Raw genomic sequence first — 12,582 nt, forward strand, 5'->3', positions numbered from 1 at the left:
TTCTCTCTTTCCAGATGGATCGATGATGTTCGAAACGCCGGGCGCTTTACGCAGCCGCGGCGACTGTCTTGCCGTCCAGGATGCCCAGAATGTCGGACTCCTTCATGATCAGGAGCTCCTGACCGTCAATGGTCACCTCGGTGCCGGACCACTTGCCGAACAGGATGCGGTCGCCGGCTTTCACGTCCAGCGCACGGACCGAGCCGTCTTCCTTGATGGCGCCGCCGCCAACGGCGATCACTTCGCCTTCCTGGGGCTTTTCCTTGGCGGTGTCGGGGATGATGATCCCGCCCTTGGTCTTGGATTCTTCCTCGACGCGCTTCACCAGCACGCGATCATGCAGCGGACGAAAATTCATGGCCGTTTCTCCGTTTTCGAGCTCTCTGGGCTCAGACATCGGGTGTCAGGTCTGGCGGGCGCAGGCATGGCGTTAGCACTCGCCAAGCCCGGCTGCCAACGGCGCGTGAGGTAAGCAAGCGCAAAGCAGGCGTCAAGGGGTCAGCAAGCCTCCGGCGCCATAAAATCGCGCCATTCTCACCCCCATGCATTCAGCGCGCGTTCATGCTAGGTTTGATTAGGCTTCAAGCTGTCTGACGCGACCGCGCCGGTATGGTCCGGCGCCTTGAGACATGTTTTCCGGAGGGAAGAGTTATGATCCTGCGTTCACTCGCCGCCGCGGTTTTGGCCCTGGGCCTTGTGGCGTGCACCACCACCGACCAGTACGGCAATGTGACGCCGAGCCGGACCGGCCAGGGCGTCCTGGCGGGTGCGGCGGCCGGCGCGCTGCTGGGCATGCTGGCCGGAGGCGATGACCGCCGCAACGCGCTGATCGGCGCGGGCGTCGGCGCGCTGGCAGGCGGCGCTGTTGGCAATTACATGGACCGCCAGGAGCGTGAATTCCGCGAGCGCCTGCGCGATTCCGGCGTCACCGTGCGCCGCGTGGGCGAAGAGCTGGTCCTTGTCATGCCGGGCAATATCACCTTCGCCACCGGCTCAGCCACGGTGAGCCCGCGTTTTGGCGCCGTGCTCCATGACGTGGCCGACGTGCTGCAGACCTATCCGGCCACCTATGTGGACGTGATCGGCCACACCGACAATGTGGGCTCGGCCCAGTTCAACCAGCAGCTCTCCGAGCGCCGCGCCAGCTCGGTCGCCGCCGAGCTGATCAATCGCGGCGTGATCCGCGAGCGCCTGTTCGTGGCGGGCATGGGCCTGAACCAGCCGATCGCCGACAACGCCACCGACGAAGGCCGTGCGGCCAATCGCCGGGTTGAGATCAAGATCGCCCCGCACCGCATGTCGTAAGACTGACAAGGGACGTTATCAGGCGTAACCGGCGCCCGGTCCTCATGGAGGGCCGGGCGCTTGGCGTTTCAGAAGGGGGGTAACGGACCGGCCCTGTGCGGGAAAGGGCGCGGCCGCCTGAGCCTTCGCAGTGGTGGGGGCGATACGAGGCTCAGACGGCCGCACAAGGCGGGGTGCGCCTTGGGGAGCGCGGCAGGGATGGTACAGGCGCCGGGATCACACTCCGGATCGTCAGCTGGGCAGGTGGACGCAGGTGCGCCCGGCGTGTGTCCATGCCGCGACGATGCCTGCACGCGCATGAAATTGCACGCGGAACTGGTAATATGAGTTACCGTGGGGTTAAGCGCTTGCCGTGTTGTGTTTCTGATAGGCTTTAGGGGTCAGCCCGGTTTCACGTTTGAAAGCCTTGTAGAAGGTGGAGCGTGAATTGAAGCCGACATCGAGGGCGATGGTCAGGACCGAGGCTTTTTCGGCCAGCAACAAGGGCTGGGCCGCTTGAACGCGCCATCGGGCCACATAATCAAAAAATGTCGTGCCCAGATGCCCGTTCAGGGTTTGTGAGACATGATTGTGCGGCGCCGCCACATGCTTGGCCAGTTTTTGTAGCGACAGTGTGGGATCCAGATAGAGCGCCTCGGCTCGCATGGCCGTTTCGAGTTTGCGGGCGATGTGTTCCATGCGTTCGGGCGATAACGCCGAGCGGGCGTACTTGTCGGACTCTGGTGGCAGTGAAGGCGGGATGTCTTGAGCGGGCATTTGTCCGGTGGCGAAGACCACAAGCATCAGCACGGCCAGGCCGATAGTGAAAACAACCCCTTCAGCCGGCACGATCAAACCAGGGCCCAGATTGTCACTGATGACTGAGAGGCCTGCGAGGCTCCAGCCGATGGCAAGCATGAGGATGAACCCATCCATCCAGCGCAGCTCGTACGCTTCGGTATTGGAATACAGGGCTTTGAGCCTGGCTCTGTAGCGCGACAGGTGTTTCAGAATCACTGCCAGATAAATCAGGGACGTCACGGCCCAGATCAGAATGAGCGCAAAGGTTGTCAGCGCGAGCAGGGCCGGGAACCAGCCCTCTGGTAGATCGCCTTCGATCAGCAGTGTTCGCCGAACCGGCCCGGGCAGAGCCCAGTAGCCAATCATGACGATCACGCCGATTAATGGGAGCCCCAGATGCCGTCGCCGCCAGGGCCTGTGGTCGATGGCGTCAATCCGCTCTGTGACATACTGGAAAAAACAGGCCGGCAAGAGCAAGAGACAGGGCAAGAGCGCGGGCAGGTACAGATCAAACACCGGTCTGGCGAAGCGCGCGATCAGCGGCAGTCCGGACAGACCCAGAAACAATCCGAACACGACGATCAGTGTGTGGCGACCCGGAGCCGGTGCAGACCCGCGCAAGGTCATGACAACGCCGGTCAGGGAAATGCCGACCAGTACGGAAGATATTACGAGCAGGGCGTCAGTTTGCATGTCCTGGGTCTAGGTCAGCGCATTGTCCCGTTCAATCGCTAACCCTATCCGATTGTGTCCTCGCCCTCACGCGCGGACGACGCTTGGCCGTCTCGCCTCCTATGCCGATGAGACATAGGCGCGGCGTTCGCGCGGACACGTCATGGAAGTGCGCGATGATGAGTGAGCCTGATCCGTTGGGGACCGTCCATTTTGGGGTGGGGTGTGTGGCCGTGCTGGCTGGACTGGCGGCCTTGCTATCTCGCAAGGGGCAGGTCTGGCACCGTGCCTCAGGAACCATCTTTGCGATCGCCATGCTGGGCCTGGCGCTCAGTGGTCTCTGGCTCAGTCTGGCGCGAGACATTCTGTTTACGGTGTTTCTGTCGGGAATAGCGGGACATGCCGTACTGACCAGTTGGGCTGCGGCCCGCCGACAGGCCTTGCTTTCGATCTTTCTGGCGCGATGGTCTGGCCTTGTTTCAGGCGGTCTGTGTCTGGGGGCTGTGGCGGGCGGGCTGCTTGCCGCTTCTTCCCCTGAGGGGACGCTCAATGACCTCCCCCCGGAAGCCTTCTACCTGCTTGCGGGGGTGAGTTTCGGGCTGTGTGTGCTGGATCTGTTTTATGCGCGAAACACGTCGCCGCAGCGCGTGAGCTGGCTCAGTCGTCATCTCTGGCGGATGGGTTTTGCCTTCTTCCTGGCCACAGGGATCTTCTTCTTTGGCAATAACCATGTGCTGCCCGAAGTGCTGAGAACGCCCTGGGTCTTATCGACGCCGGTTCTGGCCGTCGTGGTCTGGACTGTGTTTTACGCCTTGCGCACGCGCTTCGGCCCTTGGCTGTCCACCCTCAGGGCATCCGTCCCTGTGGGCAATGATGCGGGCCGCTGAAATCGCGATGAGACGGACACCTCGTCGCCTCAAACCTGAAAGTGAGAAGAGAATGACGTTTCAACGTGTGAGCGGTTTGGCCGCGATTGCGGCGGGCCTGACCTATGTGATCGGCTTCTGGGTCTATTTCTCGATCCTGGGGCCTGCGCAATATGGCAGTCCGTCATTGCCTGCAGCGGCCCATGTCCAGTTCCTCATTGATAATCAGGCGCTGATGACGGTCTGGTACCAGATCATTTACGTGCTCAACGCCGTGCTGATGGTGCTGATCGTTGTGGGGCTTCACCAGCGGGTGAAGGCGAGTGGCGCCCTGGGGCAGATCGCGTCGGCCTTCGGCCTGATCTGGGCGGGGTTCATCCTTGCCACCGGCATGCTGATAAACATCGCCATTGGTCAGATCGTGCGACTCGCCGCGCAGGATATGGAGGCGGCTGCCGCCGTATGGCGCTCCGTCACGATTGTCAGCGCCGGACTGGGCGGCGGCAATGAGATCACGGGCGGTTTGTGGATCTTACTGCTCAGCCTGGCCGGGTTTCAGACTCGGGCGATCCCGTTGCCTGTCACGCTTCTGGGCTTTGTGGTCGGAGGCGCCGGCATCGCCTCAACCCTGCCCGTCCTGGCCTCGGTCGCGACGATGGTTTTCGGGCTCGGCTTCATCGTCTGGTTCGTGGTGACGGGCGCTAGCTTGCTGGCGCTGAAAGCGCCTCAAGAAACAGACTGAGGCTGGCAACTGCGAGCTGGGTCTGGCGTTAGTCCAGCCCCAACTCCCCCCACATCGCGTCCACCTTGTCGATGATCTCCTGTTCCATGAAGAGCTTTTCGCCCCATTCACGGTTGGTCTCGCCTTCCCATTTATTGGTGGCGTCCAGGCCGATCTTGGAGCCAAGGCCCGAGACCGGCGAGGCGAAGTCGAGATAGTCGATGGGGGTGTGTTCGATGATGGTGCAGTCGCGCGCCGGGTCCATGCGGGTGGACATGGCCCACATAACATCCTTCCAGTCGCGCGCATTGATGTCGTCATCCACCACGATGACCCATTTGGTGTACATGAACTGGCGCAAATAGGACCACGCGCCCAGCATCACGCGCTTGGCGTGGCCGGGATAGGCCTTCTTCATCGAGATGACGGCGATGCGGTAGCTGCACCCTTCGGGCGGCAGCCAGAAATCGATGATCTCGGGGAATTGCTGGCGGATGAGCGGGATGAACACCTCATTGAGCGCCTCGCCCAGAACGCTCGGCTCGTCGGGCGGGCGGCCCGTAAAGGTGGTCAGGTAGATGGGGTCAGAGCGCATGGTGATGGCGCTGATCTGGAACACCGGGAAGCGCTCCACCGAGTTGTAATACCCCGTGTGATCGCCATACGGCCCTTCCGGCCCGTCCTCGTCCAGCAGCACATGGCCTTCAATGACGATTTCGGCTTCAGCCGGGACCTTCAGCGGCACAGTCTTGCAGGGCACGAGTTCCGCCTTGCGCCCGCGTAGCAGGCCGGCGAACTGGTATTCACTCAATGTGTCGGGCACGGGGGTCACGGCGGCCAGGATCGTTCCCGGATCCGCGCCCAGCACGGCGGCTGCCGGCAGCGGGTCGGGCCGCGCGCCCTTCCAGCGCTGGTAATGCTGGGCCCCGCCGCGATGCTTGAGCCAGCGCATCAGCGTGCGGTCCTTGCCCAGCTTCTGCATCCGGTAGATGCCCAGATTATAGTCGTCCTGCTTGTCGTCCGACGGGCCTTTCGTAACCACGAGCGGCCAGGTGATCAGCGGCGCCGGCTCTCCCGGCCAGCAGCCCTGAATGGGCAGGCGGTCCAGATCGATATCGTCGCCGGTCAGCACCACCTCCTGGCACGGCGCTTTTCTCACCGTGTTCGGGCGCATGGCCATCACGGTCTTGGCCAGCGGCAGGAGCTCCATGGCGTCCTTGAAGCCGCGCGGCGGTTCGGGCTGGCGCAGGAAGGCCAATAGCTCGCCCACCTCACGCAGCTCGGCGGCGGTCTTGCGCGGCTCGCCGCCCATGGTCACGGCCCGCGCCACCCGGCCCACCGTGCCGAACAGATTGACCAGGGCCGGCATCTCGGCTGCCCGGCCATCTTCATGGATCGGATTTTCGAACAGGACCGCCGGCCCGCCCTTGGCCAGCAGCCGGGTCTGGATCTCGGTCATCTCCAGATGGGTGGAAACCGGGCGCGCCACACGCTTGAGCTCGCCCTCCGCTTCCAGAAGCGCCATGAACTCGCGCAATGATTTGTAGGCCATGACGGGTTTCCTTGTTGGGGCGGCGCTACTCAGGCGCCATGTCCGGCTTGCGTGCCGTGATGACGGCATTCACGAACCCTGTCGTGTCTTCGTATACGCCGTTCGTTGCGCCCAGCCGCACGATCACCAGGCTTTCAGAGGGAATAATGACAACGCGCTGTGACTGAAAGCCGTCCATCATGAAGGCATCAGAAGGCAGGCCGGGATTGTTCAACCAGAAACCGGCCCCGTATCGCCTGCGGGAATGGGGCGTCGGGGTTGTGACATAGTCAGCCCAGCCTGGCGGGATGATCTGCTCGCCGCCCGAGCGCCCGCCATCAAGATAGAGCTGCGCCAGCCGCGCCCAGTCTCGGGCGCTGGCATACATATAGCTGGACAATTTCAGCGTCCCGGCCTCGTCGGCCTCCACCACGGAATGATGCATGCCCAGCGGCTCGAACAGCCAGCGCCTTAGCGCGGCCTGGCGTTCGGGAACCGTATCGCCGAGATACCTTCCGAGCACGGACCCGGCGAGGATGGTGTCGCCACTCTGATAGTCCCAGTGTTCTCCGGGCGCGTGGATGACGTTCCGGTTGGCGGCGTAGTGGGCCATATCGGCCTGTGTAAACAGCATTTGCGAAGCCGGGTCGAACCCGTCTCCGGTTTCAAATCCGTCGAGTCCGGCCGTCATCCGCAAGAGGTGGTCAACGGTGATGGCCTCGCGGCCATTTGCGGCCAGGTCCGGCGCCAGTCCTTCGGCATGCACGTCCAGAAGGCCGCGCTGGACCAGCACGCCGGCGAGCGTTGCTGCAAACGATTTGGTCATCGACCAGCCCGGAAGCGGCGTTTCGGGCGTGACGCCCTCGGCGTAGCGCTCAGCGATTAGCCGTCCGTCATGCAGCACCAAAGCAGCCAGCGTATTGCGCCCGTCATCGGTGAAGGCGAGGTCGAGCGCCGCGTCCAGGGCTGCGCTATCAAACTGGGTGTCGCGCCAGTCTGTATCCAGCGTCATGGCGTCAGGCTCGCCGCTCAGCGGCAGCGCCAGTCCGGCGTCAAATGCTCCCGGTTCATGGACCAGCGTGCAGCCCAGCCCCTCGCGGTGGATGGCTGTCTGCCGGAAGAGCATGCCCAGAGCAGAGGCCTTAACGGTTTCGGCTTCATGATCGACGCGCACGCGCAAAAGCGGCCTGGCATCGCCCAGCAGAGGGTCGGTATAGAGCGCTCTGGCGCGCTCAGGATCGAGGCCTGACACGAAGGTCAGCGAGCAAATCTGCTTGGCGGTGATGCCAGTGCCCGATGGCACATAGATCTGGCCGGCGGGCGAGTTTGACAGATATAGCCAACCGCCGACCGCAACAGCCAGAATGACACCGGCGGCGCCAGCGAGTAAGCGTTTCATCAAATACTCCCATAGGGCAATTGCAGGACCCCATCAGGCTGATCCAGGGCATGCAAGTCAGGCCCTCAGGAGCGCCGTTTGCGGCCACAGTAATGTGTACGCCCTCTCGCCTCACCTATCGCGTCCACGCCGGGACTCGCCCGTCCGTTTTCGGCACAATAGGTGGCGCGGCTTGTGCGCGCGTCCAGAAATTTCAGTGCGGCGAATGCGCCGGGGATACGAGAGGCCTCAGCCCAGAAGCTCGGCGCGCATGAGCGACGCCGCGCGTTGCGGGCCGTAATAAAGCGTGTTGAGCGCGCCCTCGCGTCCGGGCGAAAGAGCTGTTCCGGTCCAGGCTGCGCGCGTCCAGCCCAGCTCGCCGGTCAGGAAGGCGTCGGCGTCGGCATTGTTTTCCAGCATGACCAGTGGCTGGCATCGCTCCAGCGTGGCGCGGGCGCCGGTGAGCACGGAACGCTCAAAGCCCTGAACGTCCAGTTTGATGAAGCCGGGATTGAGATCGAGATCATCCAGCGGGAAGGCGCGCGCCTCGAAGGCGATGATTTCCAGCTTGTCAGGGTCAAACCCGGCCACCGTATCGGCGTTGAGCCAGCCTGCGCACTCGGCCGCGTCGAACGAGGCCAGCCCGTCATAGACAAAGCCGCGATAGACCGGGACGTGAAGCGTGCGGGTCTCGTCACGCTCGCCCAGCCCGCAGGCATAGACCGCCAGCGCCCCGTCGCGCGCAAACACCCGCGCCAGCTGGGCGGCGAGATGGGCGTTGGGCTCAAAGGCATGAATGAGCGCGTCAGGATGATACAGCCGGATGGCGTCGATGGACTGGCCCCGGTTGGCGCCCACATCGATGAACACCTCGCCCGGCTCCGGCGTCCAGCGCGACAACAGCGTGAAATCAGCCTCGAAAGGCTGGCGCAAAGCCCGGCGCATCAGGCGCTGGGCGCCCGCCTTGGCCTCCAGCAAGGCCGGAAAGCGGCTCTGCAGGGCGCGGATATGAGCTGAGACATGCATGCGCGGCCTCCCGAGTGAGGCCTGGTGCGCTGCAAGGGCGGGGCCAGTCGCGCGCGACGCGCTCAGGCCACGAACAGGGTGTCGGCGTCCAGATCGCTTTCCAGCCAGGCCTCGGCCTCGCGCGCGCAGGTGAACACCGCCGTCTCATGGCCGGTATCGGCCAGGCCGCGGCGCCAGAAGCGGGCATAGACCGAGCCGAGATCATGCGTGAGGATCGCGACCTTGCCGGGCGGCAACTCCCGCCCGTAGCGGGCTACGCGCACATAGAGGTCCTCGGGCGGGCCGAGATATTCGGCCTCGGTGGCGTCAAACAAGATATGGCGGCGCTGGGGGTTGGCGTGATGAAGCTCAAAAAAGGCCGCAGCAGCCTTCTGCGCTTCAGGACCCGCACGTTCGCCAAACACCTGGATCCTGATCAGCCCCGGGCGCGGGGTCGAAATGATTTGACGGCCAGACATGGCTGGCATGCCTCCATCCGTTCGTAAACCCTGATCGTGGCGCATGAGGGTAAAGAACTCCCTTCACGCGTGCGTCACTCCCGGCGCAGCAGTTTTTCGGTGATCAGCGAGCCCCACCAGCTGGCCATGAAGCCATCATGGCAGGCCTGACGGTCATACTCGGTGCGCACCCAGGTCAGGAAGTCGATGGGCTCGCGCGCATTGCGCTGGCGGTAGAGATCGAAGAAATGGTCCAACATGCCGGTCTTGCCCTGACGGACATGGCCGTATTTGAACGAGAGCTGCTGCACGGCTTCCTCGAACGGCGCTTTCTCATGAAGCAGCTTGTAGAAGACCGCCACAATGCCCGCCCGGTCCGCGCCGGACTTGCAATGCATGAAGGCGGGGTACTCGATGGCATCGAACACCTCGATCAGCTTTTCGATGCGCTCCACATAGGGCGCCTCGCGCGAGCCCCAGGGCAGGTCGATGACCGTCAGGCCGAGCTGGCGCGCCGCATGGTGCTCGAGATCATAGTAATGGCGTCCCGGCTGGGTCCCGCGCAGATTGAGGATGGTGCGAAAGCCCATGGCTTTCAGCTCGGCCAGACGCTTCGGGCTGGGCTGATTGCCCCGCCACATGCCCTCGCCGACCTGGTGCATATTGCGCCAGCGCATGCGCAGGACGCCGTGATCGCCCCACATCAGGCCGCGCATGGCCCGGCGATAGCCCTCGGGATCGTCAAGATCATAGCTCATGAGCGCTCCCCTAGCCGCTGCGCGCCCCCCCCGCAATGCGCCTGAACGCTTGACGAAGCCGTCCCGGGCGGCGATCCAGCAGGCGTCATGGCGAAATCCATCCTCTATTCCGGCCCGGTGGTGTGGGCGCTAAGCGGCCTGATCGGCGGCTATATGGGCCTGATCAAGCACGCCACACGCTGGCAGGTGCGCGGGCGCGCGCACGTGGAACCTGTCTGGGCGGCGCGCGAGGGGATGATCATGTGCGGCTGGCACGGGCGCAATCTTTTCCTCAAATCGGTCTGGCCGGCTGACGCCGGCCCCATCGCCATCCTGATCTCGCGCTCGCGCGAGGGTGATGTGGTGGCGCGCGCGGCGGGCCTCAATGGCGTGGCGCTGATCCGCGGCTCCTCGCGCAACGAAAAAAAGAAGGACAAGGACAAGGGCGGGGCCGCGGCTTTCCGCGAAATGGTGCGCTTTGTGCGCGCGCGCGGCTGCATGACCATCACGCCCGACGGGCCGCGCGGGCCGCGCCAGCGCTGCACCCCCGGCGCGGTCAAGCTCGCCCAGATCACCGGCGCAGCGCTGGTTCCAGTCAGCTGGTCGACGCGCTGGGGCTTCCGGCTGAAATCCTGGGACCGGTTCCACGTGCCCCTGCCCTTCAGTCAGGGCGTGATCGTGTGGGGCGAGCCGGTGCGCCTGCCGGATAATCCCGGAGCTGAGGATCTCGAAGCCGCGCGCCTGCTGGTGGAGGAACGGCTCAACGCCATCACCCTTGAGGCGGATCTGGCCTGCGGCAAGGAACCGGTCCTGCCGGCCAGCGCCTCATGAGCGCTGTGCGCCCCACGCCGGGCCTGCGTCTGTGGGGGGCGGTCGCCACGTTCGCCTGGCCTGCTGCTGAAGTCTGGCTAAGCTTGCGCGCCCGCAAGGGCAAGGAAGACCCGGAGCGCCTGAACGAGCGGCGCGGCATGGCCAGCCAGGCGCGCCCGGACGGGCCGCTGGTCTGGCTGCACGCCGCCAGCGTGGGCGAAAGCCAGATGGCGCTCGGTCTCGCCGAGGCGCTCACCGGGCAGCGCCCTGAGCTTCACGTCCTGATCACCTCGGGCACGCGCACCTCGGCCAGCCTGATCGCAACACGCCGGATGGACCGGGTCATCCACCAGATGGCGCCGGGCGACCGGCCCGCCTGGACCCGGCGCTTCATCGCCCATTGGCGCCCGCAGGCCGGCGTGTTTCTGGAAAGCGAGCTATGGCCCAATCTGATCCGCGCGGCAGCCGAAAGAGGCGTGCCCATGGCGCTGGTCAATGCGCGCATGAATGACGCCTCGCTCGCGCGCTGGGCGCGCATGAATGGCGCCTTCCGGGCGCTCACAGATGTATTTGAGTGGATCGGAGCCGCTGATGCGCGCACCGGCCAGGGGCTTGAACGCCTGACCGGGCGCAAACCGGCCCTCACCGCCAATCTGAAACTGGAAACCGGCGGCGCGCCGCCCGATCCCGAAAAGCTGGCTCAAGCGCGCGCCGCAACCGGATCGCGTCCGGTCTTCACCGCCGCCAGCACCCATGAGGGCGAAGAGGCCATTCTGGCGCGCGCCCATGCCCGCATACTCAAGACCCGGCCCGATGCGCTGATGATCCTCGCCCCGCGCCATCCCGAACGCGCCGGCGCCGCGGCAGCCGCGCTCGCCTCTGAGGGGCTTGCATCCGCGCGCCGTTCGAAAAGCGAGACTCCGGACGCGCGCACGCCCGTCTGGCTCGCCGACACGCTGGGCGAGATGGGATTGTGGCTGGCGCTGAGCCCGGCCGCCTTTATCGGCGGCAGCCTTCTGGACAAAATCGGCGGCCATAATCCGGTGGAGGCCGCGCGCGCGGGCGCGGCGGTCCTGACCGGGCCGCACACCGCCAGCTTTGACGATATCTACGCCGCCTTGCGCGCTGAAAACGCCGTGCTCACCTGCGCCGATGAAGACGCCATCGCCGAAACGGTTCTGGCCATCTGGGACGGGCGCGGACCGGATCGGGACGCGGCCGCGCGCGCGCTGGCGCGCCTGCCCGGCGGCGCGCTGGCGTGCACATGCGAAGCGATCCTCAGACTCCTGGACGCGGAGCCCCGCTCATGAGACCGCCCCCTTTCTGGAACCCGGACGGGCCGCGCACTTCGGGCGCCGTCACCCGCGCCCTGCTCTCGCCGCTGGGGTGGGCCTATGCGGCGGCCGGCGCCTGGCGCATTGCGCGCACGGCGCCTGCCCCCGCACCCGCGCCGGTAATCTGCGTGGGCAATCTCACGCTGGGCGGCACGGGCAAGACTCCGGTGACACTGGCGGTGATGGACGCGGCGCGCGCGCTGGGCCTCACCCCCGCCGCCCTGACGCGCGGCTGGGGCGGGCGGCTCGCCGGGCCGGTGCAGGTCGACCCGGCGCTGCATGGCGCGCGCGAGGCCGGCGACGAGCCGCTGCTGCTGGCGCGCACCGGGCTGACGGTGCTGGACCGCAAGCGGGTGGAGGGCGCGCGGCTGGCGGCTGATCTGGGCGCTGATCTCATCGTCATGGATGACGGCCACCAGAACCCGCGCCTTGAAAAATCCCTCTCCCTCGTGGTGGTGGACGGCGAGACGGGCTGGGGGCCGGGCCAGATCTTCCCCGCCGGGCCCTTGCGCGAACCGGTCAGCGCCGGGCTGGCGCGCGCGGACGCCGTGATCGTCATGGGGCCGGACGAAGATTACCAGCCCGACCTCGCCCGGCTGGGGCTGGACGCGCTGGAACGCCCGGTCCTGCGCGCCTGGCTCGCCCCCGAGGCTGCGCCGCCGGAAGGGCCGCTGGTGGCGTTCGCCGGCATTGGCCGCCCGCAGAAATTCTATGACGCGCTGGTGCGCTGGGGGGGGCAGCTGGTGGAGACCGCGAGCTTTCCCGACCATCACGCCTTCTCGCGCGGCGATCTCAACCGCTTGTCCGATCTGGCCGCCGCCCATGACGCTTCACTGATCACCACGGAAAAAGACTGGGTGCGCCTGCCCGGCGATGTGCGCAGCGCCATCGCGGCCTGGCCGGTGCGTGCGCGCTTCGCAGAGCCCGCCCGCCTGACCGCCCTGGTCGAACAGGCCGTGGACGCCTGGCGCGCCCGGCGCTAAGC

Annotated in this window: 13 protein-coding genes; 6 read left to right on the forward strand and 7 right to left on the reverse strand. The window is 65.6% G+C overall.

Annotation, left to right across the window (positions count from 1 at the left end):
• Positions 1-46 precede the first annotated feature (46 nt).
• The gene (groES, locus tag F1654_RS06870; RefSeq protein ID WP_150022789.1) at positions 47-358 is read right to left on the reverse strand and encodes a co-chaperone GroES; all 312 of its coding nucleotides are present in this window, start codon (positions 356-358) and stop codon (positions 47-49) included.
• Between the two features lie 293 nt (positions 359-651).
• On the opposite strand from groES, the gene F1654_RS06875 reads away from it, so the two are divergent.
• On the forward strand, positions 652-1,305 hold the full coding sequence (locus F1654_RS06875) for an OmpA family protein (RefSeq protein WP_150022790.1): 654 nt from the start codon (positions 652-654) through the stop codon (positions 1,303-1,305).
• A gap of 339 nt (positions 1,306-1,644) precedes the next feature.
• Here F1654_RS06875 and F1654_RS06880 read toward each other — a convergent pair whose 3' ends face one another.
• A complete protein-coding gene (locus tag F1654_RS06880) occupies positions 1,645-2,778 on the reverse strand; it encodes a helix-turn-helix domain-containing protein (protein WP_150022791.1) in 1,134 nt (377 codons plus the stop codon).
• Positions 2,779-2,936: 158 nt separating this feature from the next.
• On the opposite strand from F1654_RS06880, the gene F1654_RS06885 reads away from it, so the two are divergent.
• Both F1654_RS06885 and F1654_RS06890 read left to right on the forward strand, forming a co-directional pair.
• Positions 2,937-3,644 (forward strand): hypothetical protein, encoded by a 708-nt coding sequence (locus tag F1654_RS06885; protein WP_150022792.1) that lies wholly within the window; start codon positions 2,937-2,939, stop codon positions 3,642-3,644.
• Positions 3,645-3,696: 52 nt separating this feature from the next.
• Positions 3,697-4,365, forward strand: a complete 669-nt coding sequence (locus F1654_RS06890; protein ID WP_150022793.1) for a DUF4386 family protein — start codon at positions 3,697-3,699, stop codon at positions 4,363-4,365.
• A 28-nt stretch (positions 4,366-4,393) separates the two neighbouring features.
• Here the strand turns inward: F1654_RS06890 and F1654_RS06895 are convergent, their stop codons facing one another.
• The 5 genes from F1654_RS06895 to F1654_RS06915 all read right to left on the reverse strand — a co-directional run bounded on the left by F1654_RS06895 (position 4,394) and on the right by F1654_RS06915 (position 9,474).
• Positions 4,394-5,896 (reverse strand): UbiD family decarboxylase, encoded by a 1,503-nt coding sequence (locus F1654_RS06895; RefSeq protein ID WP_150022794.1) that lies wholly within the window; start codon positions 5,894-5,896, stop codon positions 4,394-4,396.
• A gap of 25 nt (positions 5,897-5,921) precedes the next feature.
• Positions 5,922-7,274, reverse strand: coding sequence for a serine hydrolase domain-containing protein (locus tag F1654_RS06900; RefSeq protein ID WP_150022795.1), 1,353 nt, complete (start codon positions 7,272-7,274; stop codon positions 5,922-5,924).
• Between the two features lie 228 nt (positions 7,275-7,502).
• The gene (locus F1654_RS06905; RefSeq protein WP_150022796.1) at positions 7,503-8,279 is read right to left on the reverse strand and encodes an FkbM family methyltransferase; all 777 of its coding nucleotides are present in this window, start codon (positions 8,277-8,279) and stop codon (positions 7,503-7,505) included.
• Positions 8,280-8,341: 62 nt separating this feature from the next.
• Entirely contained in the window at positions 8,342-8,737 is a 396-nt protein-coding gene (locus F1654_RS06910; protein ID WP_150022797.1) for a hypothetical protein, read from the reverse strand.
• Positions 8,738-8,811: 74 nt separating this feature from the next.
• Positions 8,812-9,474 (reverse strand): fused DSP-PTPase phosphatase/NAD kinase-like protein, encoded by a 663-nt coding sequence (locus tag F1654_RS06915; protein WP_150022798.1) that lies wholly within the window; start codon positions 9,472-9,474, stop codon positions 8,812-8,814.
• Between the two features lie 87 nt (positions 9,475-9,561).
• Here F1654_RS06915 and F1654_RS06920 point away from each other — a divergent pair, with 87 nt between their 5' ends.
• The 3 genes from F1654_RS06920 to lpxK are packed head-to-tail and all read left to right on the forward strand — an operon-like array spanning position 9,562 to position 12,580.
• A complete protein-coding gene (locus F1654_RS06920; RefSeq protein ID WP_150022799.1) occupies positions 9,562-10,284 on the forward strand; it encodes a lysophospholipid acyltransferase family protein in 723 nt (240 codons plus the stop codon).
• A complete protein-coding gene (locus tag F1654_RS06925) occupies positions 10,281-11,573 on the forward strand; it encodes a 3-deoxy-D-manno-octulosonic acid transferase (protein WP_150022800.1) in 1,293 nt (430 codons plus the stop codon). Before F1654_RS06920 ends, F1654_RS06925 begins: the two co-directional genes overlap by 4 nt.
• Positions 11,570-12,580 (forward strand): tetraacyldisaccharide 4'-kinase, encoded by a 1,011-nt coding sequence (gene lpxK / locus F1654_RS06930; RefSeq protein ID WP_150022801.1) that lies wholly within the window; start codon positions 11,570-11,572, stop codon positions 12,578-12,580. Before F1654_RS06925 ends, lpxK begins: the two co-directional genes overlap by 4 nt.
• Positions 12,581-12,582: the final 2 nt, after the last annotated feature.

The organism is Alkalicaulis satelles (assembly GCF_008630495.1).
Taxonomy (GTDB): domain Bacteria; phylum Pseudomonadota; class Alphaproteobacteria; order Caulobacterales; family Maricaulaceae; genus Oceanicaulis; species Oceanicaulis satelles.